The sequence below is a fragment of the Paenibacillus sp. D2_2 genome, from assembly GCF_031199965.1.
Lineage (GTDB): Bacteria > Bacillota > Bacilli > Paenibacillales > Paenibacillaceae > Fontibacillus.
Genome location: NZ_CP133605.1, coordinates 2,202,548 through 2,223,518 on the forward strand (window position 1 = coordinate 2,202,548; position 20,971 = coordinate 2,223,518).

At 44.2% G+C, this 20,971-nt stretch carries 23 protein-coding genes and 2 pseudogenes; 21 read left to right on the forward strand and 4 right to left on the reverse strand.

Features of this window, described 5'->3' with window-relative positions; translation table 11 throughout:
• The first annotated feature begins 11 nt into the window (after positions 1-11).
• From RE628_RS10995 to RE628_RS11020, 6 genes and pseudogenes are all read left to right on the forward strand, one after another.
• Positions 12-986 (forward strand): ABC transporter ATP-binding protein, encoded by a 975-nt coding sequence (locus tag RE628_RS10995; RefSeq protein WP_309158726.1) that lies wholly within the window; start codon positions 12-14, stop codon positions 984-986.
• Entirely contained in the window at positions 979-1,968 is a 990-nt protein-coding gene (locus RE628_RS11000) for an ABC transporter permease (protein ID WP_309159438.1), read from the forward strand. Before RE628_RS10995 ends, RE628_RS11000 begins: the two co-directional genes overlap by 8 nt.
• Before the next feature lie 91 nt (positions 1,969-2,059).
• Positions 2,060-4,043 (forward strand): annotated as a pseudogene (gene parE, locus RE628_RS11005) (DNA topoisomerase IV subunit B).
• A 13-nt stretch (positions 4,044-4,056) separates the two neighbouring features.
• The gene (gyrA, locus tag RE628_RS11010) at positions 4,057-6,489 is read left to right on the forward strand and encodes a DNA gyrase subunit A (protein WP_309158727.1); all 2,433 of its coding nucleotides are present in this window, start codon (positions 4,057-4,059) and stop codon (positions 6,487-6,489) included.
• 217 nt (positions 6,490-6,706) lie between these two features.
• Positions 6,707-7,528, forward strand: a complete 822-nt coding sequence (locus RE628_RS11015; protein ID WP_309158728.1) for a purine-nucleoside phosphorylase — start codon at positions 6,707-6,709, stop codon at positions 7,526-7,528.
• A 74-nt stretch (positions 7,529-7,602) separates the two neighbouring features.
• A complete protein-coding gene (locus tag RE628_RS11020) occupies positions 7,603-8,025 on the forward strand; it encodes a nucleoside 2-deoxyribosyltransferase (protein WP_309158729.1) in 423 nt (140 codons plus the stop codon).
• Positions 8,026-8,122: 97 nt separating this feature from the next.
• Here the strand turns inward: RE628_RS11020 and RE628_RS11025 are convergent, their stop codons facing one another.
• Together RE628_RS11025 and RE628_RS11030 are read right to left on the reverse strand one after the other, a co-directional pair.
• On the reverse strand, positions 8,123-8,737 hold the full coding sequence (locus tag RE628_RS11025; RefSeq protein WP_309159439.1) for a LysR family transcriptional regulator substrate-binding protein: 615 nt from the start codon (positions 8,735-8,737) through the stop codon (positions 8,123-8,125).
• Complete coding sequence (locus RE628_RS11030; RefSeq protein ID WP_309158731.1) at positions 8,680-8,988, reverse strand: LysR family transcriptional regulator; 309 nt, start codon at positions 8,986-8,988, stop codon at positions 8,680-8,682. The genes RE628_RS11025 and RE628_RS11030 overlap by 58 nt, the downstream gene beginning before the upstream one ends.
• Before the next feature lie 126 nt (positions 8,989-9,114).
• Between RE628_RS11030 and RE628_RS11035 the strand changes: the two are divergent.
• From RE628_RS11035 to RE628_RS11085, 11 genes and pseudogenes are all read left to right on the forward strand, one after another.
• A pseudogene (locus RE628_RS11035) lies at positions 9,115-10,181 on the forward strand (branched-chain amino acid aminotransferase).
• Positions 10,182-10,348: 167 nt separating this feature from the next.
• The gene (locus RE628_RS11040; RefSeq protein ID WP_309158732.1) at positions 10,349-10,957 is read left to right on the forward strand and encodes a GNAT family N-acetyltransferase; all 609 of its coding nucleotides are present in this window, start codon (positions 10,349-10,351) and stop codon (positions 10,955-10,957) included.
• 201 nt (positions 10,958-11,158) lie between these two features.
• A complete protein-coding gene (locus RE628_RS11045) occupies positions 11,159-11,578 on the forward strand; it encodes a MarR family winged helix-turn-helix transcriptional regulator (protein WP_309158733.1) in 420 nt (139 codons plus the stop codon).
• Between the two features lie 160 nt (positions 11,579-11,738).
• Positions 11,739-12,209 (forward strand): NUDIX hydrolase, encoded by a 471-nt coding sequence (locus RE628_RS11050; RefSeq protein WP_309158734.1) that lies wholly within the window; start codon positions 11,739-11,741, stop codon positions 12,207-12,209.
• Between the two features lie 64 nt (positions 12,210-12,273).
• Complete coding sequence (locus RE628_RS11055) at positions 12,274-12,543, forward strand: PQ-loop domain-containing transporter (RefSeq protein WP_309158735.1); 270 nt, start codon at positions 12,274-12,276, stop codon at positions 12,541-12,543.
• Between the two features lie 83 nt (positions 12,544-12,626).
• The gene (locus RE628_RS11060) at positions 12,627-13,136 is read left to right on the forward strand and encodes a YcxB family protein (RefSeq protein WP_309158737.1); all 510 of its coding nucleotides are present in this window, start codon (positions 12,627-12,629) and stop codon (positions 13,134-13,136) included.
• A 50-nt stretch (positions 13,137-13,186) separates the two neighbouring features.
• Positions 13,187-13,681, forward strand: a complete 495-nt coding sequence (locus RE628_RS11065) for a BUD32 family EKC/KEOPS complex subunit (RefSeq protein ID WP_309159615.1) — start codon at positions 13,187-13,189, stop codon at positions 13,679-13,681.
• Complete coding sequence (locus tag RE628_RS11070; RefSeq protein ID WP_309159440.1) at positions 13,657-13,788, forward strand: hypothetical protein; 132 nt, start codon at positions 13,657-13,659, stop codon at positions 13,786-13,788. The genes RE628_RS11065 and RE628_RS11070 overlap by 25 nt, the downstream gene beginning before the upstream one ends.
• 14 nt (positions 13,789-13,802) lie before the next feature.
• A complete protein-coding gene (locus RE628_RS11075; RefSeq protein WP_309158738.1) occupies positions 13,803-13,979 on the forward strand; it encodes a hypothetical protein in 177 nt (58 codons plus the stop codon).
• 18 nt (positions 13,980-13,997) lie between these two features.
• Positions 13,998-14,672 carry a VOC family protein gene (locus tag RE628_RS11080; RefSeq protein ID WP_309158739.1) on the forward strand — a complete coding sequence of 225 codons (675 nt, stop codon included), beginning with the start codon at positions 13,998-14,000 and terminating at the stop codon, positions 14,670-14,672.
• Between the two features lie 25 nt (positions 14,673-14,697).
• Positions 14,698-15,120, forward strand: coding sequence for a DUF1801 domain-containing protein (locus tag RE628_RS11085; RefSeq protein WP_309158740.1), 423 nt, complete (start codon positions 14,698-14,700; stop codon positions 15,118-15,120).
• A gap of 67 nt (positions 15,121-15,187) precedes the next feature.
• Here the strand turns inward: RE628_RS11085 and RE628_RS11090 are convergent, their stop codons facing one another.
• Positions 15,188-15,745, reverse strand: a complete 558-nt coding sequence (locus tag RE628_RS11090) for a helix-turn-helix domain-containing protein (protein WP_309159441.1) — start codon at positions 15,743-15,745, stop codon at positions 15,188-15,190.
• 114 nt (positions 15,746-15,859) lie between these two features.
• On the opposite strand from RE628_RS11090, the gene RE628_RS11095 reads away from it, so the two are divergent.
• From RE628_RS11095 to RE628_RS11105, 3 genes are all read left to right on the forward strand, one after another.
• Entirely contained in the window at positions 15,860-16,444 is a 585-nt protein-coding gene (locus tag RE628_RS11095; protein WP_309158741.1) for a LysE family transporter, read from the forward strand.
• 20 nt (positions 16,445-16,464) lie between these two features.
• Complete coding sequence (locus RE628_RS11100) at positions 16,465-17,094, forward strand: hypothetical protein (protein WP_309158743.1); 630 nt, start codon at positions 16,465-16,467, stop codon at positions 17,092-17,094.
• A 308-nt stretch (positions 17,095-17,402) separates the two neighbouring features.
• Positions 17,403-18,035 carry an alpha/beta hydrolase gene (locus RE628_RS11105; RefSeq protein ID WP_309158745.1) on the forward strand — a complete coding sequence of 211 codons (633 nt, stop codon included), beginning with the start codon at positions 17,403-17,405 and terminating at the stop codon, positions 18,033-18,035.
• A gap of 100 nt (positions 18,036-18,135) precedes the next feature.
• Here the strand turns inward: RE628_RS11105 and RE628_RS11110 are convergent, their stop codons facing one another.
• Complete coding sequence (locus RE628_RS11110) at positions 18,136-18,816, reverse strand: M50 family metallopeptidase (RefSeq protein WP_309159442.1); 681 nt, start codon at positions 18,814-18,816, stop codon at positions 18,136-18,138.
• 306 nt (positions 18,817-19,122) lie between these two features.
• Here RE628_RS11110 and RE628_RS11115 point away from each other — a divergent pair, with 306 nt between their 5' ends.
• Positions 19,123-20,934, forward strand: a complete 1,812-nt coding sequence (locus tag RE628_RS11115) for a glycoside hydrolase family 30 protein (RefSeq protein WP_309158746.1) — start codon at positions 19,123-19,125, stop codon at positions 20,932-20,934.
• The last annotated feature ends 37 nt before the right edge of the window (positions 20,935-20,971 follow it).

Here is a 20,971-nt window from a genome sequence, read left to right on the forward strand (position 1 = left end):
GAAGATTAGCGATGCATCATCTAACGAAGGCAAATGATGAGATTATTTTGTCGGTAGAGCATTTGAAGAAGCGGATCGGCAAACGCTGGATTGTGCAGGATGTATCGTTCGAAGTGAAAGCCGGAGAGATCTTCGGATTCCTCGGGCCGAACGGGGCGGGGAAGACAACGACGATTCGCATGCTAGTTGATCTAATTCGACCGACCGAAGGGAAAGTAACGATCTGTGGATATGATGTACAACGGGATCCAGAACGTGCGCTTAGCATGGTCGGGTCGATTGTAGAGAATCCAGAAGTATATACGTATTTGACAGGTTGGGAAAACTTAGAGCAGTTCGCCAGGATGCTGCGTGGGATCGATGCAGCGAGAATTCAAGAGGTTGCTGATCTGGTTGGTCTTGATCAGCGTATTCATGATAAAGTACGGACATATTCGCTCGGAATGCGACAGCGTCTTGGAATTGCCCAAGCCCTACTTGGCAGACCGAAGCTGCTCATTCTCGATGAACCAACGAATGGTCTTGATCCGAAAGGGATCAAGGAGATGCGCAGCTTCATCCGCCGCCTGGCAAAGGATGGGCTGGCTGTGTTCGTCTCGAGCCATCTGCTCAGCGAAATTCAAGTATTATGTGATCATGTAGCGATTATTAGCCGGGGCCGGGTCCTTGCGGTAGGTGCTGTTAATGAGCTACTTGACTCGAGTACAGGTTATGTTGTCTGGGAACTAGAGCCGTCTTCCGCTGGAGAGAATATGCTGGCTAGCCTTGGAATCAGCATTGTCGAGAATGTGGATGAAGTGCTGGATGATGCGATTATCGCTGGTTTTGGTGGTGAGGCGATCGTTACCCAGATGCAGGTGGATGATATTGCGGAAATTGTGCCTCGGCTTGTAAGCTCCGGGCTTCAAGTTCGATCTGTTCAGAAGGTAATTCCAACATTGGAACAATTGTTCCTGGAGATGACGGATGGTGAGGGTGTTGAATAATCTGCTGCTGTTAATTAAGAATGAGACGATAAAAATGATCAAGAAGAAGCGCTTTTACGTCGTTCTACTGGTGCTGCTCGTTCTCGTCCCCATGTTCACCTATGCCCAGATGCGGGAAGCCGCTTCAAAACGCGAGAAATTCGGCGCAGACTGGCGCAGGGAGGTCCAGCAGGCTATAACGGATAATCAGAATTCACTCGGCAGCGACCGTGTTCCTGAGGAGTGGAAGAAGTACCGTAAAATCTATATCGAGCAGATGAAATATTATCTTGAACATGACGTGAATCCGATTCAACCTGGTGGAGTATCATTCACCCGCGAATTTTTAGATAACGCCTCATCTTTGTTTATTCCTCTCTTGATCATGGGCGTAGGATCAGATATTGTATCCTCCGAGCGGACGGCGGGTACGATCAAGATGCTACTCACAAGGCCGGTCCGAAGGTGGAAAATACTGCTGAGCAAGTTAATTACGCTAATAATGTTCGTCTCTTTGATCATCGTCTCTACGCTGCTCATATGCTACTTGATTTCCGGGTTGTTTTTTGGTTACAGTGGATTTCAGCTTCCGGTATTTAGTGGCTTCCAATTGAATGGTGCCGAGGTGGATATGTCCAATGTCCATGCTGTACCACAGTGGAAATATATTTGCATGCAGTCGGGGTTAATCTGGTTCGTTGGAATTGTGGTTGCGATGCTAGCTTTTATGGTATCGGTGCTCGTTCGCAGTACTGCTGCGAGCATTGTCATTATGATGGCCGCGCTAATCGCTGGTAATATTCTCAGTAATATGGCATCAGCCTGGACGAGTGCTAAATATTTGTTCATGGTCAATCTCGGCCTTACGAACTATTTATCGGGGACGCCGGCTCCAATAGAAGGCATGACACTGGGCTTTTCACTCGCTGTTCTTGCCATTTGGGCGGCTTGTTCAACAATCGTCTCATTCCTTGTCTTTACGAAACAGGATATCATGAATTAAAATGGACAAGGATAAGAAAACATTTGTTTGCATTTATTTGGATTTGTAGTACATTAACGACTACATAACGAAAGTAAAAGGGGGAGCATGAATGGCGGAACAAATCGATTTGTTCGAAGAAGCTTCCGGCATCACTTCCGGAAGTGAATCTTCGGGATACGACGCGGACGACATTCAAGTGCTCGAAGGGCTTGTCGCAGTACGGAAAAGGCCAGGGATGTATATTGGCAGTACGAGCTCGTCGGGACTTCATCATCTGGTCTGGGAAATTGTGGATAATGCGGTCGACGAGCATTTGGCCAAATTTTGTTCCAAGATCGATATTACATTGAACAAGGATGGTTCTGTAACCATAGTAGATAATGGCCGCGGTATTCCAACTGGAATGCATAAGATCGGTGTTCCTACGCCGCAGGTCGTCTATACGATTCTGCATGCGGGGGGCAAGTTCGGCGGCTCCGGTTATAAGAAGTCCGGGGGACTGCATGGGGTTGGCGCTTCCGTAACTAACGCGCTATCCGAGTGGCTTGAAGTTGAGATCTATCGTGACGGCAAAATTCACCGCATGCGATTCGAGTACTGGGTGGATAAAAAGGTGTCGAACATGTTGGTGAACCGGTAACTGGACTCGAAATTATCGGCAATACGAATAAGACCGGTACGAAGGTAACATTCAAGCCGGATATTCGAGTGTTTACGAATGGGATTGGACTTAATTATGATACGCTCGCGGATCGATTGCAGGAAATCGCTTTTCTGAATTCGGGTCTGAAGGTGACTTTGAAGGATGAGCGTTCCGATCGCTCCGACGAGTTTTTTTACGAGGGCGGCGCGAGTCAATTTGTCGAATTTCTGAATGACGGCAAGGACGTGCTACATGATGTGGTTCACTTCTATGCAGAGCGGGAAGAGATCGAGGTAGAGGTAGCATTGCAATATAATGTGGGCTACACGGAGACTTTGGTGTCCTTTGTTAACTCGATTCCTACTCGGGGTGGCGGTACGCATGAGACAGGCTTCAAAACGGCGTACACACGCGTCATGAATGAATACGCAAGGAAAACTTCGATTCTCAAAGAGAAGGATAAGAATCTGGACGGCAACGATCTACGTGAAGGTATGATGGCTGTCATCAGCGTGAAGATGTCTGAGGTGGAATTCGTCGGTCAGACGAAGGATCAACTCGGGAGTGCTTCCGCACGGGGTGCAGTAGAGTCTGTCGTATCCGAGAAAATGGCTCTGTTCTTGGAGGAGAATCCGCAGGTCGCTCAAGTTCTGATCAAGAAGGCGGTGCAGGCCTCCAAAGCGAGGGAAGCAGCACGTAAAGCGCGAGATGAGATGCGCAGCGGCAAAAAGCGTAGCGAGAGCACGAATCTTGGCGGCAAGCTGTCTCCGGCACAGTCGAAGGATTATGCACGCAATGAACTGTTCATTGTCGAAGGGGATTCTGCTGGCGGCTCGGCGAAGCAGGGCCGGGACTCCAAGTTCCAGGCGATTCTGCCGCTGAAGGGTAAGCCGATGAACCCTGAGAAGGCCAAGCTGGCTGATATTCTGAAGAACGATGAGTATCGGGCCATTATTGCGGCGATCGGTGCAGGTATCGGCACAGAATTCGCTGTCGAGGATAGCAATTATGCAAAAATTGTTATCATGACGGATGCCGATACTGATGGAGCACATATTCAGGTACTCTTGCTAACGTTCTTCTATCGTTATATGAAGCCACTGATCGATGCCGGTCGGGTGTACATTGCCCAGCCTCCGCTGTACAAGATCACGAGGCGTTCAGGCAAGCTGGAGACGGTGCGATATGCATGGAGCGATGAGCAATTGCAAAATTATTTGAAGGAATTCGGTAAAAATTTCGAGTTGCAGCGTTATAAAGGACTGGGGAAATGAATCCGGATCAGCTGTGGGAGACGACGATGAATCCGGAAAGCCGTACAATGCTGCAGGTGAAGATTGAAGATGCAGCTAAGGCGGAACGGCGTGTATCCACCTTGATGGGGGATAAGGTTGACCCACGCAAGCGTTGGATCGTAGAGAACGTCGATTTTACGGAGTATGAGGAATAGAGGGTGACTTGATTTGAGTATGTTGGAGAATTTCTTACCGGCTTATTTGGAAGAGGTCGTAGGGGATCGCTTTGGCAGGTATTCCAAATATATAATTCAGGACCGTGCCATTCCTGACGTGCGCGATGGGCTCAAGCCGGTTCAGCGGCGGATACTGTATGCGATGTATGATTCGGGGAATACGCCGGACAAGCCTTACCGCAAGTCGGCCAAAACGGTCGGCGATGTGATGGGGAATTATCATCCACACGGTGACTCTTCGATTTATGAAGGCATGGTGAGGATGGCTCAGCCTTGGAAGATGGGACATATGCTGGTTGATGGTCATGGCAACTGGGGTTCCCAGGATGACGATCCGGCAGCGGCGATGCGCTATACAGAAGCGCGACTGTCACCGATTGCGATGGAGTTGCTGCGGGATATTGAGAAACGGACAGTACCGTTCAAAGATAACTTTGATAACTCAACTTTAGAGCCTGTGGTACTGCCATCCCGTTATCCTAATCTGCTCGTTAACGGAGTTAGCGGGATTTCAGCAGGATTTGCAACGGAGATACCTCCGCATAATCTACGCGAAGTTATTGATGCTTGTATTGCTGTTATGGAACGGCCAGAGCTTGGATTGGAGGAGATTACTTCCATCGTTAAAGGGCCGGATTTCCCTACAGGCGGAATCATTATGGGCGAGGAAGGCATCTTCGATGCCTATCGCACCGGGAAAGGGCGCATCTACTTGCGTTCCAAGACAGAGATCGAGAACCTGCGCGGTGGTAAGCAGCAGATTATCGTAACAGAAATCCCGTATCAGGTTGTTAAATCCCGTCTGGTGACGGCAATGGAAAATATTCGGCTGGAGAAAAAGGTAGACGGGATCGCTGAGGTTCGTGATGAGAGTGGACGTAACGGTCTGCGGATTGTCATTGAACTGAAGAAAGATGCTGATGCCCAAGGGATTCTGGCTTATCTGCTGAAGAAGACCGACCTACAGGTCACTTATAATTTTAATATGGTAGCGATCGTCAACAAAGCTCCGCGCCAGCTCGGCTTAAAAGCGATTCTTGAAGCGTATATCGCTCACCAGCGTGAGGTTGTGACGCACCGGACGCAATATGAGCTAGAGAAGCTGGAAGACCGCGCTCATGTGCTCGAAGGTCTGGTCAAGGCGCTTAATATTTTGGACGAAGTTATTGCGGCGATCAAAGCTTCGAAGAATCGTCAAGATGCACAGAACAATCTGCAATGGATGTTCGGCTTTACGGAACGTCAGGCAGACTCGATTCTTACTTTGCAATTATACCGTTTAACGAATTTGGAGATTACTTCGCTACAGAAAGAGCTCGACGAGATCGTGAAGAAGATCGCTGTATTACGCGGGATTCTGGAGAGCGATAAGAAACTCGTGGCTCTGATCAAGAAAGAGTTGTTAGAAATCCGTGAGAAATACGGGATTGACCGTCGCTCGGAGATTCAGAGCGAAGTGGAAGAGCTTAAGGTTAATCTTGAGGTGATGGTTGCTCAGGAGGACGTGCTGGTGACTCTGTCCAACGAGGGCTATATTAAGCGGACTAGCATGCTCTCGTTCACCCGTTCCGGCGGCGAGCGTGATGGCTCCGGGGTGAAGGAAGGCGACTATGTCAGACATGTGTTTGATGTGGATACGTTGCAGAATATTCTCATCTTTACACAGCGCGGACAATACTTCCTGTTGCCGGTGCATCAGATTCCCGAGTTCAAATGGAAGGACAACGGAACCGCGATTGTTAACGTCATACCACTGGCCAAAGAAGATACTATCATCGGAGCCATTCCGCTCAAATCTTTCGATGAAGCGGGCGTCAGTCTTGTCTTCGTAACAAAACGCGGACAAGTGAAACGTACGGAATTGAAGGAATACGAGACGAAGCGTTCGACGGCAGTTGCGGCCTGCAAAGTGGCGGATGGGGACGAAATTATTAAAGTTCAGATTAGCCGAGGCAGTCAGGATATTGTTCTGTTAACGAAGCAAGGGATGGCCATTCGCTTCGCTGAGAATGAAGTGAATGCGATGGGTCGCGTGTCTGCTGGTGTGAAGGGTATCGGTCTGAAGGAGGACGATGAGGTCGTCAGCGCGCTATGGGTTCAAGGCGATGAAGGCGAGTTGCTCGTTATCTCAGATCTAGGCTATGCGAAGCGCAGCCTGCTGCTCGATTATCCGCTCCAAAGCCGTGGAGGCAAGGGAGTGCAGACATTTGAATTCAAGGAAGGCAAGCGTGTTAAGCCAAACGGCAGCCGGATTGCAGGCGGCTTCCATTGTAAGGAGCCAATTACGATTGTGGCGATGACTCGGGAAGGGCAAGCTTATAGCTTTAGCTCAGAATCGGCGCCGCTTGCGGACCGTAAGTCGATCGGCAAGATCATGGCCCACATCGAAAAACAAGATGAAATTGTTGATCTGCTGATTTATTAAGTGGTGATCTAAGCGTTTTATTGGATCTATTTATAGAATAATGAAGAACCTTCAAGTCCGCGCTTGGCGGATTTGAAGGTTCTTTGTGTTATGGTTAACCTATCATGAATTAACGGAGTTTATTACAATACACTTGTGATGAGATTATTTCTATAGACGAGACTGAATCAAATACCATACAATTGCATTAGTTCGACATTTCAAGGAGGAAAAATTCATGCATAACACACAACATATTTTGGATGCAAAAAATTTCATTATGAGCAAGATAAAAGATTGTCCTACCATTGGATTGATTCTAGGCTCAGGCCTCGGAACACTTGCTAACGATATCGAAAACCCTGTAACAATCCCATACACCGAAATTCCTCATTTTGCACAGTCTTCAGCTGTTGGCCATGCCAACGAGTTGGTGATTGGACAATTGAAGGGGAAGACAGTAGCCGCTATGAAAGGGCGTTTTCATTATTATGAAGGCTTTACTTTAGATGAAGTTACTTTTCCAGTGCGTGTAATGAAGGCGCTTGGAGTTGAGAATCTTATTATTACGAATGCATGTGGAGCAGTGAATACAAGCTTTAATCCAGGGGATTTAATGTTGATTACAGATCATATCAACCTGGTTGGACAGAATCCGTTAATCGGGCCAAATAACGATGAATTGGGCACTCGCTTCCCAGATTTGTCCCAAGCCTATAATCCTGATTTACGTAAACTTGCTGGGGAAGTTGCTAATGACCTTAACATGAATTTACAACAAGGTGTCTATGCATGGTGGAGCGGACCTACATACGAGACTCCGGCTGAGATCCGTATGATCCGTACGATGGGAGCCGATGCAGTGGGTATGTCCACAGTCCCTGAGGCGATTGTGGCTGTCCACGGAAATATGAAAGTACTCGGAATATCCTGCTTAACAAATATGGCTTGCGGTATTCTAGATCAGCCCCTGAACCATGAAGAAGTGATTGAAGTAGCGGGTAAGGTTAGAGTGAATTTTATTGCATTAATTAAAGGCATTTTAGAAAGAATGGAATAGTGGGCGCAGAACAGGGATCTCCCTTGGCTTAACTTGTCTATGCAGAATACATCGTATCGGAGGCCAACAAGAAGATGAAGAGAGTTTATCTCGCTAGTCCATTCTTTAACGATAAAGAGGTCGCTGTTCTTGAGCAGGTAGAGAAGATTTTAGCCGACAAAGGCATGAACGTATTTTCACCATTTAGAAAAAGTAATGAAAATGCGGAGTTTGGTTCACGTCAATGGTCGATTGAAACATTTATGACCGATATTAAATATATTAAATGGTCTGAAATTGTTGTGGGCATTTATCATGGGAACTATTCAGACACAGGAACAGCTTGGGAGTTTGGTTACGCTTATGCGACGGATAAACCAGTGATTTTAGTTCATGTTGGCGAGAACAGTAACTTGATGGTTCATGAAGGAGCTCATGCTAATATTACATTGGAAGAGCTTAAAGATTATGACTTTGACAAGCTGCCAAGCTCTTTCTATTCAGGTGAAATGTTGTAGGACTGAGTTTGAAATGTATCAAAAAGCCGGGATCATCGTATTGATGTTCCTGGCTTTTTTGTGTAGTGAAGCTTTGATCATGCCATATTTGGAGTAATTAAATCATAATTAAGTGGTCGACAAAAGCGCTGATGATCGGATTTATCGACGTATCCTTGCGATAGACAAGGCCTACTTTCTTGCGTGGTGCGGGATCGGCAAGTGGAATAATCGCTACCTTTTCGCTAATCACGGTCTTGCCATAGGACTTGGGCAGAATCGTACCGCCTACACTTTGTTCGGCCATATGTAATTGAGATTCCAGGGTGGAGAGCTCCATAACAGGATTTAGTTGAATCTCCAGCTCGGCACAGGCGGAGTCGATCATCTGCCGAACCAGGAACTTCTGCGGGAATAGCACAAGTGAGACCTCGGCCAGCTGCTGAATCGTTATGTGGGAGTAGGTAGCATATTCATGGCTGGTGGAAATGGCCAGCACTAATTCTTCATCATAGAGTGGACGATAGACCAGTTGTTCATCAAATAGAGGCAGAAATACGACACCAACATCCAGCTGATTGTGCAACAATCCATCTCTGGTCTCCTCGGTAGCAAGCTCTGTAACGGTCAGCTCGATTCCGGGATAGAGGCGATGGAAAGCGACTAGAGCATCAGTTAATAAATGGTTGCCTGAGCAGCCAATCCGCAGCTTCCCCTCTGTAGCCCGGATAATTCATTAATTTCCTGACGAGCCAGCTTGAGTTCGTTAATGACCCGGTAAGCGTGCCCGAGCAGAATATGCCCGGCCTGGGTTAGAATCGTCTTCTTGCCAGAACGGTGAAATAGCGGGGCTCCAAGCTCATGTTCTAGCAGTCGGATCTGGTGGCTTAATGTAGGCTGTGAAATGCCTAATTTCTCAGCCGCTCTCGTAAAATGAAGCTCCTCGCTAACAGCCAGAAAGTACTCTAATAACCGGTGTTCCATTCGTAGCCCCCTTTATCGATAGATAATTTCTATGATTATAATCGATACCATAATATTGATCAATACAGATTAAATCGCTATAGTTATTAACAATAACTACCGTACCTAAGAAAGGGAGCGCTTGATATGGAACAGCTACAAGTGATTCGAACCAATCAGCCGAAGAGCAAACCAAATGAAGGGGAGCTGGGCTTTGGCAAATATTTCAGTGACCATATGTTTGTTGCAAATTATACGACTCAGCAAGGCTGGCATGATGCTAGAATTATTCCTTACGGGCCAATAAGCCTGGAACCATCCGCAATGGTGCTACATTATGGACAGGAAGTATTCGAAGGTATGAAGGCATACCGGGGAATGAATGGAGAGATTAATCTATTCAGACCGGAGAAGAATATCCAGCGCATGAATCTGTCCTGTGACAGATTAGGGATTCCTCAGGTAGATTCGGAATGGATGCTTGAGGCGATCTGTAAACTGGTTGAGATCGATCAAGACTGGATCCCGCAGCAGGTGGAAAATTCACTCTATATCCGTCCGTTCATCATTGCGACCGAGCCATGCCTTGGAGTACGTGCAGCTAAAGAATATCAACTGCTCATTATTACTTCTCCGGTGGGAGCTTATTATTCCAGCGGCTTGGCGCCAGTATCGATCTATGTAGAGGATCAATATGTCAGAGCAGTTCGCGGAGGAACAGGCGCGGCCAAGACTTCGATCAACTATGCTTCAAGCATCAAAGCGCAAGAAGAAGCCAAGCGCCAGGGCTACTCTCAGGTCATGTGGCTTGACGGCATTGAGCAGCGCTATATTGAAGAAGTTGGAAGTATGAATGTATTCTTCAAGGTGAATGGGGAAGTCATTACTCCGGAGCTGAACGGTAGTATTCTGCCAGGGGTCACGCGTGATTCGGTCATTGCAATGCTGAAGCATTGGGGAATCCCAGTGACGGAACGCAAAATTACCGTTGAGGAGTTGTTCGAGGCTCATAAGCAAGGAAAGTTGGAGGAAGCCTTCGGCACTGGTACTGCTGCAGTCATCTCCCCGATCGGTGCGATGAAGTGGGGGAGCTGAGTATTCAAATCAATGAAGGCAATATCGGAGAAGTTTCCGGTAGATTGTATGATTCGATTACAGGAATTCAGCAAGGAAAGCTTGATGATCCTCTTCACTGGAGATATTTGATAGGGTAATAGAAATACGGTCATAGATGAAATTGGACCAGGTCGCCTAATGGCGGCCTTTTTTTTCTTCTTCTTAGCTCCTAATCCCAGATTGAAAAATAATCCAATAAATTTTCTTGATGGAAAAATATTTGCACAAGGGAAAGATGGTGACTATGATATAAGACATGAGGACTTTGAAGGGGGAATGGATGTTGATTCAAATACATGGATTAACAGAAGAGGAGATTTACAAACTAGCAGAAATTTCTGCAGAGGGATTTAAGGATAATCCTGGGTTTCTGTTATGGGGGGATGATTCCAATTCTCGAAAGTATGTACTGACCCAGTTTTTCAATATTGTACTTGAAACATTAGCTGCAAACAAAATGGTATATGCAACATCGGAGAATTATGAAGGTATTTGTGCATTTTGGACTAAGAAGACGAGACTTAATTTGAAACAAAAATTTAAAATGCTAAAGTTGATCAAGTATTTTTCGATAAGAAGGCTAGCTAAGCTTTCAAAGCAGTTCTCAGGAATGAAAAGAGCAGAGCACTTTGTCAAAGAAGATGATGATTATCTCTTTATTTTTATGGTTGTTGTGCAAGAGCAGTACAGGCATCAGGGATATATGAGAAAAATGATGGAATTTCTATTTGGGGAAGCTGAAAAACGAAATATTCCATGCATTCTAGAAACGGACAGCAAAAGAAACGCAGAAATATATTCATATTATGGTATGAAAACAGAGAGTGTCCAACAGCTTTCTTCAGAGTTAACCTATTACATTCTTAAGCGTTAAATCATTATGGCAGGATTTTGAAAATGATTGTCGAAAATTTAATTTACACCCGCCTGTGATATTTGCATATCTATGATATCTGTCTGCTTTGTTGGCCAGAGATAAACAACTCATAAATATATGAAATATTCCGATATTAAGCGGTGATATCCATTTTTAAGTAGATCTATTGACTAGAGTTCAGCCTAGGGAGGGATCGGATTGCATACAGATGAATTTGTCAGATTGCTTGGAAAGATCGTTAAAGATTTTCAGACCCATATGGAAGACCATCTTGCACCTGCCTTAACGACATCGCAATTAAGCGTTCTTGAAGTCATGAATCAACAAGAGCATCACAGCTTGAAGCCTTCGGATCTTATTCCGTTTCTCTCTACTACACCCGCTGCAGTAACAATGTTGCTAGATCGCATGGAACGTGGCGAATTGATTCGTCGGGATCGCGATGAGAACGACCGTCGGATCGTATGGGTGTCCATTACGGAGAAGGGGCAGGCAGAGCTTGAGCGCGGAGTCTCCATTCGGGATACATATATCAATAGTATTCTTGATCGAATCTCGACGCATAACCAGCAATTGCTTGTTTTTTTACTTGGGAAAATATCTGGAGTAAAATCTTGAACGAGAAAATGGGGGATAATAGTAGCTTTATTTACATGAACATAGAAATAGCTTGCATTTAAGACAAACCGCTAGAGGGAGCGATTTGTCTTTTTTGCTTAGAAAAGGATGAAATTGAAGAGCAGGGAATATATTTATCAACAGTAATGGAGGTGTCCTTATGGGATATATCGAGGATCTGAGGATGCAGATAGGGAATCAACCTTTAATTTTAGTTAGACCAAGCGTTGCGATCATAAATAAGTTTGGGCAGATTTTATTGGTTAAGCATGAAGACAATTCCTGGGGAATACCGGGAGGCCTGATGGAGCTTGGTGAGTCAACAGAAGAGTGTATTAGAAGAGAAGTGAAAGAAGAGATAGGTCTTGATTTGGGACCGCTTCAATTGTTTGACGTATTCTCAGGGAAAGAGTTATATACGAAATTGAGGAATGGGCATGAATACTACAATATCATCATTGGCTATATTTGCACTGAATTTGAAGGGAAGATTATGCCGGATGGCGTTGAAGTTCTTGAGGCAGGATTTTATAGCTTGTCTGAAGTGCCCGCCAGTACACAACCGTATATTCAAGAAAAATTAAGACAATTAGGTCCTAAATTAGAGCAAGTCTTGAAAGCAACACAATAAGGGAAACCAAAACCATTACGTCATTAAATCTGTTGAATCCATCAACTGCAGGTGGTGATGAATCGTGATTTTCTCAATCCTACAGCTTATAGGTGGGGGTATTCTGGCCATAGGCTGGATTCCTCAGATCATGCAGATTATGAAGACGAAGTCCGTCAAGGATCTAAGCCTGAAATCCTACTTGTTCATGTTATTGGGCATAGGACTCATGGAGATTTATGCAATTGACTTAGTCGCAAACGGCTCTGGTATTGCTTTTTTGATGACAAACAGTCTATCTTTATTAGTCTTACTATTTGTAATTATGCTCGTTCTTCGTTATAGAGATAAGTGACCCTTTTATAAGAGAGGGATTACAAGGATCTAAATCTAGATTAAAATAAAAGAAAGTGAGAATTCAAAGGAGATACTCCGTAAATGACAGAAGAACAGCTTCCTTACAAGTTCAGTTTCTCGATTACTTACAAAGAATACAAGTCATTAACCTTAGCTCATTCGAAGAATCAATTGATTTTCATTAGTGTGTTCATATTTTTGGTCTTTATAGCAACTGCGTGGATCAAAAGTTCCGATCTTCACGTGATGATAATTAATGCACCGATAGGCATTATTGTTAGTCTAGTTCTGACGTGGTTCATGTGGCTGCTTACTCTTTCTAAGGCAAGGCGTGTGTATGAATCTAGTGGGGTTTTGAAGAATGAGCAGACTATCACCGTATCCGAGGACGGAATACAGATGACGATCGATACGAAGGATTCGTTGATTCCATGGAATGATGTTGCTAAGGTGACCGAGTCGAAGCTTCTAGTTATAATCTATCTCTCTCAAAATCAGGGTGTACTCATCCCCAAACATTCCGTGGATATGGCTAGATTTAAGAGAATCCTTCATTCATTTCTGGAAAGTAATCATTTGCAGATAAAATAACTATGATTTTTTAACTCGAGAATAACCATGGGAGAGGCGACTCTAAATTTATGAAGCAAATTGGTCAGGGTAGGACGGCAGATATATATGAGGTCGATGAGAGCAGCATTCTGAAGCTATATAAGAAAGGAATCTTCCATGAAGCGATAGATGTAGAATTTTCAGTTAGCCAATTTGTATATTCTATAGGCATTAACACCCCTAAGCCTATAAATTTGTTGTGGCAGGATGAACGACGGGGGATTGTATTTCAACGAATATCTGGCGTATCGCTACTTGATGCCATAACTCGGAGACCACTCCGTGCAAAGAAATATGCCCAAATTCTCGCCACCCTTCATTCTCAATTACATACATGTGAAGCAAGGGATTTAAAGAGAAAGCAGAAGGAAGTACTGGCTGATAACATTAAGTCCGCTCCTTTTTATCGGAAGAAGAAAAGAACAAGATCATCGTCTATTTGGATGAATTACCGAATGATCATAAGCTTTGTCATGGTGATTTTCATCCAGACAACGTTATGCTTGGCGAGCAAAATTGGGTGATTGACTGGATGACTGGAGCTGCTGGCCATCCAGCGGGCGATGCCGCTAGAACTGTAATTTTATTGAGCTTTGGTGCGTTGCCTCCAGGAACCCCGAAATTATCATAGGAATGATAATCCAAATGCTGCGAAGAAAAATCAAGAATGAATATCTGAAGCATTATTTAATGGTTACTGGAAGAAGTTTCGCAGAAGTCGATCAATGGATATTGCCAGTTGCGGCAGCTAGGCTTGTAGAATGGGTACCTGAAGAGGAAAAGAAGGAACTCATGTTAGAGATAAAGAAACGACTCGGATAGAGAATGGAGAGAACAAGTATGATTCTAGAAAAACTCGAATTACTGACAGTAAATCTGCAAGCAACGAAGACGTTCTATCAAGATGTGCTGGAACTGCAGATTGTTGAAGAAAAGGAAAATGCTTTCACGGTAAAGGCCGGGGCGACCCTCATTAGATTTGAAGAGACGGGGGCGTATGATCGTCCATTCTATCATTTTGCGCTTAATATTCCTGAGAATAAATTCCGCGAAGCGAAGAAGTGGATTCAGTCCAGGGTGCAGCTAATTCAGGAAGAAGGAGACGATGAAGCTTTCTTTACCTCCTGGAATGCCCACTCTCTATATTTCGAAGATCCCTCGGGCAATATTGTTGAATTCATTGCTCGTCATAATCTCTCCAACGCGATCTCTCATTGTTTTAGCAGCGCTGAGATCAATGGTGTGAGTGAGATCGGTGTGGTTGTTAACGAGGTAATCCCATTTGTGAGGACCTTGAATGAGATCGGTCTGCCTAACTGGAAAGAGGACGGTGAAGGACTTACTCCAGTGGGAGATGAGCGGGGCTTATTAATCGTCGTCAAGAAGGAGAGGACCTGGTTTTTCTCGAATCAGAAGCCTGCCGAGTACTACCCGCTGCGAGCTTACCTACAAGGGATTGGCCTGCTTACCTTTGCAGAGGATTCAACGTTTACTGTTGCCCCCGAAAAGAACTAGAATTTTGCCTAAGGAGGAACCCAATATGTATGAACTCAAAACAAAAGAAACCGATCACAGTGTTATTGAATTTATTGAGAACATCGACAATATGAAAAAGCGTGAGGATGCTTATCAGCTGCTCGATATTTTCACGGAAACAACAGGCTATGAAGCAAAGATGTGGGGACCTAGCATCATTGGATTCGGGAGCTATCATTATAAATACGACTCTGGTCATGAGGGGGATGCACCGCTCGTAGGTTTCTCACCTAGGAAAGCGAAGACGAGTCTGTATTTTGCCACAGGTGATTCTGGACGGGAGGAACTACTGAAGAAGTTCGGAAAACATACGGCCGGAAAGTCATGTGTCTATATCAACAAAACAGCAGATATTGATGTGACGATCTTGAAAGAACTAATTCAGCAATCTGTTGAGTTCTTGAAGAGTACCTATCCGAATCCATAGTAAATCAGGAACCTCGCCTTTGGCATAGTGCCGGAGGCGAGGTTCTTGTTGTTAATAGACTGAACATTTAATTGACGGGATAGTAAATGGTCATACTGAGCCGGGCCAGTTTATTGCTTGAATTGCAGTAGGTATGGGGTCTGTCGGCCTTAAAGCGTATGGAATCGCCTTCAATGATTGTGTACTCTGTTTCACCTAACCGAATGGTTACTTCCCCGTCGAAGACAGTTATAAATTCTTCGGTGCCTTCTCGGTGGGAATCCGAGTTAACCGTCCCCTTCGGGTCAATCTCGATCGAATAAATTTCAAAACGCTTGTCCTCTTGGAAATGAAAACAAGGTGATATCCGATATCTTCCTTCGTCCTCGGATAATACTTGAACATCATTACTGCGAACTACAGTCGCATCAGGCTGAGGACTATAAATAAGCGAAGTGAAGGAGACCTTTAGTCCATTCGCTATTTTCCAGATGGTTGCCAGAGTTGGGCTAGACTCTCCTCTTTCGATCTGTCCGATCATCGTCTTACTTACTCCGCTTAATTGAGACAGCTTTTCTAGACTTAATTTTTCCTTCTCTCGAATTGCTTTCAGATTTTTGGCCAGAGCTAGATGAATCTCCTCCAATTTAGCCACCCTCTTTTATTTACAATATAACGACCGATTTGTATAATAAAAAGCACGAACGTTATATTGTTCGTTTTAGGCATTATAGCATACATAACAAAGGGGGAGAGGCAATTGCCATGGGTTTCTTTTATTTTATTTGTTATAATTACTAGTTTTACTCCAGGCCCTAACAACATTATGGCTATGGCTTATGCGCAGAAATATGGGTTGAGAAGAATCACAACTTTTTGCTACGGTGTGGCTGGAGGCTTTTTTCTTATAATACTGTTGAGCAGCGGTTTTAATAGGGGACTTACTCGATTCATGCCAGTGATTGAGCTCCCGTTGACCATTTTTGGCGCAGTTTACATGTTATACTTAGCTTTTAAAATATTTACTAGTAACCAGAATGAATCCAGAGGTATCGTTGAAGGTCGGAATTTATTCTTAGTAGGAATACTGTTGCAATTTATTAACCCGAAGGGGATTTTGTTTGGCATAACGGTTGTCTCCGCCTTCATTCTCCCTTATTATGATAGTTATTCCAATTATTTCGCTTTCGCACTTCTTTTGGGCGCCGTTGGTTTATTGAGTACATTTAGCTGGGGATTATTTGGAACAGTATTTCAAAGGCTTATCTTACGCCATCATAAGATATTTAATATCGTTATGGCGATGTTATTAGTGTATAGCGCAATATCAATTATGATTAAATAGAATAGACGGGAGCTGAGAGAATGAGTAATTGGCCCACACCCTTTATGGAACCGGCAATATTGAGACAGCGGCTAGCAGCTATGAGTATTCTCGATGCAATATTGTGTTCGGAGGATTGGCTGCGCAGATACCAGTTTAACCCGCAATGGGATGAAGGTAAGGTACTGGCTTCTGTGAGCAATGGTTCTGGGGACGAAATTTATGTTGTATTTACTCCTGAGGGTGTCATCATAAAGGGATTTGATCATGAATCGAAAATGAGTCCTAATGCCAGAGATGATGGAGAGGTGTGGCCTGGTATTTATGAGCAGACTCCACCTTCTTTACTTAGCGGGCTAAATGACGAAGCGTTGTGTAAGGAGGATGTTACTTTCTGTTTGTGGAGAGAGTCTGGGGATCAAAAATGGAGATGTGGCGACATAGAATCCAAGGGATTTGATGACGGTTCTAATTATCTGTTAGGAATGATCTACGAAGCTCCGCAAGATTATGTAGATTGGGCAGAGGACTATTATGAAATGGAGCTGCCTGTCGATGTAGTTATACAAGTTTACAATGGCGATCCTGTCAGTGAAGAGATGATCTTGACCTTGAATCCGGAACGGGATGTACGGATGGCTCTTGAAGAGATTCGTGAGATCGGAAGATAGAAGGTAATACTACGTATTTTACCTACGATTTAGGATTTCTAGCATTGTCCAAGTAAACCCAAGCATAATATATAGTCCAAAATGCGAATGCCACAATAAAAGCATAAAAACGCTTTGTCGGTGGGAGGTATAAGATCATCAACAAGCGGCAATGGCGAATGGAGGCAAAAGAATAAGATACTTCATTTTATCGAATTTCAACTCAGCATCTCCTTCATTTGTAATGTTTGAACCATTGGATTTGTAATATTAACCAAATTATACTAAATAATAAGGGCAAAGCTCTATAAAAATTAGGAGGGTGTTCAATGAAATTCAACTGGCTTATGATGCCATCTTATTGGGAGACAGAGGTCAGACATAGGTATATTACACATGACACGGGCAGTAGCAAGCTGGTTGTATTATTTCCAGGCAAGAACTATCCTTGCAATCTACCGCTACTTTATTATGCTCGGAGCATAGCAAGCGAACAGGGATACGATACACTTAGTCTGGAATATGGATATCAGGCAGCAAAGATGGAGTTAAAATATGAGAACTTGCCCGTGATTATTGAAGAATGCACAGAAGCGGTTCGTCAAATCATAGGCGGCTATGATGAAGTGGTATTTATAAGCAAGAGCATGGGTACAATTGTAGCGGGTGAGGTTCATCGCAAGCTACAGTTACAAGTCAATCATATCTTTTTAACGCCAGTGATTGAGACGGTTCCATATATAAATTCTACCGATAGAATAGTGATCTACGGTAGTGAAGACTCTTTATTCGGAGATGCCGCTTTGCAGCAGATTGCTCCAGAGCATAATCATGGAATCATAGAAATTCCTGGAGCGGATCATGGACTGGAAGTAGGGAACGTTACAGAGAATCTAAGTCGATTACAGTTTATCGTTGATCTCTATGTCCAATTCTTAACTTCAGGAGCAGTAAAGAAATAAAAAGATCTAATTAGGAAAAGCCCCTCTAGAAGAGGGGCTTTCTTGATTTAGAGAATGAGATGTAAAGTGATTGTATTGTTCTATTCCAGGTACATTGATGTTACTTGCTGATCGAGGTCCGGCTGCCACTTTTCCAATATAATTGCAAAGCTAATCTTGCACATATGCATGCGATGAGCACGAACAGTAGAGACCATACGACTGCAGGAAGGAAGGTGATATCAGCCAGATTAGTTGCATCGCCCGCTTGACTAGGGTTAATGATAGACAGTGCCAGCAGGTAGATTGGACTTACGACCGATTCTTCGAGGCAGAGGAAGGCTAGCAGCAGGAAATAGAAATTGCGGACCCGCTCTCCAATAAAGTATATAAGAACATTTAATAGAATAAAAATGAGAAGCCACCATAGCCCATAACCTGAATGTACAAATAAAACAATGGTGATCAGCGCCAGTGCACTAATGACGATGAGACCAGCTGCCTGTCTCTGCTTGTAATAAACGAAGAACATCGCGATCGAGCACAAGGAGGCAGTAATATAGCCCGCGAGAGAGACGATGATCTGGCTCCAGCCTTGCTGTAATATGGAGTAAGTCACTCCGCTTTGATCCGGATTAAGCTCAATGCGCAGTACTCGGCCAGACATGATCAGTGTCAGTATGGCGTGGCCAAGCTCGTGAAACATCGTATCGAGAATACGAAACCAGTGGGAGAATGGAATCAACCGAGTCAGAAATGCCGCACCTAGCAGAAACAGCAATGCTTTAAGCCATTTATTCATAGCATACTTATTCTTCATAGAGGATCCTTTCATAGGCTTATTTATATTAATAGATAGTTCTTATTATAAGGGAAAATATGAGAAAAGTGACCAGACTTTTGTCTAGTTGCTCTTATGCTGCACAAGAGGGAGGATTTCTACAGTCACGCGGTTTTTTAACAAAATATAAAGAAGTCACCAAAGTAGTAAAATAAGGTCACAAAAATAGTAGTCAATACATCCGTTGCTTGTTTATAATCGGCGCGTAAGCATATTCATTGATTCGATCTCTTAGTCATATCATTCTAAATCAAAGGTGGTTTTGAAATGAGGGCAAAGATGGTTAGAAAGCTGACTGCTATCGTAATGAGCACATTGCTTCTGACAGTGATGACTTTTCCACTTACTACGCATGCCGCAGCAGCAGATGTCAGTATCAATTGGAATGATGTAAAGCAGGAAATCGACGGTTTTGGCGTCTCGCAAGCCGGATGGTCAGGTGCGATTTATGATCTACAGGAACCGGCGCGGAGCGAAATTATGGATCTCTTATTTACGCAGGATAAAGGAATCGGCTTGTCTATTCTTCGCGGTGCCATATTCGCTGAGTATAATCCTGCGCCAGGCCAATTCGATTTTACCGTAAGACCGGATCAAGTTTGGGTTATGCAGCAAGCCAAGGCGAGGGGCGTCGATAAGCTGATCGCTTCGACTTGGAGTCCGCCGGCTTGGATGAAGACCAACAATTCAACGACGCATGGCGGCTACCTGAAGCAGGAAAATTACGGTGACTACGCGCTTCTGATGTCTAAGTTCATCAAGGAGTACAAGCAGCAATTCGATCTTGATCTATACGCAGTATCTATCGCCAACGAACCGAATTCAATGACCTTCCTCTCCTGGGATTCATCGGAGTGGAACTCAACCAACTTCCAAGTATTTCTGAAAAATTATTTGAAACAAGCAATGATAAATGAAGGTGTGTCCTCTACTAAAGTAATCGCCGGCGAATCTTCCTGGTGGTCCGAGGATCTGATCAAGGACTCGTTAAATGATCCGGCTTCGGCTGAGAGAGTGGACATTGTTGGTGGACATAACTATCCGATTCCGATCTTGAATTTGGAGCTTCCAACCACACCGTTCTCTACTGCGGTCTCCAAAGGCAAGAAAGTGTGGATGACCGAAGTGTCTCAGGTGGACTCCTATGATCCGGGTATCAATTCCGGTCTGAAATTCGCAAAGCAAACCCATGACTTCATGACGAAGGCGGGTGTTAATGCTTGGATGTACTGGACAGGAGCAATACCTGGTGACAATGATGAGGGATTGATTAATGTTGATAAAGATACCAGTACGTATAAGATGACGAAGCGTTATTATACACTCGGAAATTACAGCAAATTTATTAAACCGGGATATGTTCGGATCGGTGCGACCGAGAATCCAAAGGCCAATGTATATTTCTCAGCCTACAAAGATCCTGCTACAGACAAGTTCACGATTGTGGCGATCAATAGCGGAGATGCGACTGCAGAGGTGAATCTGATTCCGAACGGCTTTACTGCAGGAACATTGACACCATATACGACCGATGATCAAATGAATCTGGCCCAGGGTCCAGCTGTAGGAGCTACCAACGGTAAATTCCAGACCATTATCCCAGCTCATAGCGTTGTTACTTTTGTCGGTCAGAAAGGATCACCACCAGCTCCCCAAGAGCAGACACTGATCGATGAGCTGGATGACTGGTCCAAGACATTTTCCCATACGAGCGGACTTGTGATGGATTCTAGCAATAGCGGATATTTTAATGGGGATAAGTCACGAGTTAAGCGCCTTGACGGAAAGACGGAGAGCTTTGTATATAAACTCCCGAACATTACTTCCTTTAGAGCCGATATGTATCAGTTTAGTGTATGGGACGGTATAGCTTTCTACGTCTCTTCCGACCAGGTGAATTGGACGAAATTAGCACATGCCAGCACTCCAGGAGTTTATACCGGCAGCCAGTGGTACCAAAAGACATATTATTCTACAGAGCTTCCACCTCCAGGAACCCAATACTTGAAGATTGAATTATCGGGTAGTGATTCTTGGGAGAAACAAGTGTCCCGGATGACTATTAAATACGCTATGTAATAGAATAAAAATAATAGTATAAGAGGGTGTGCATTAT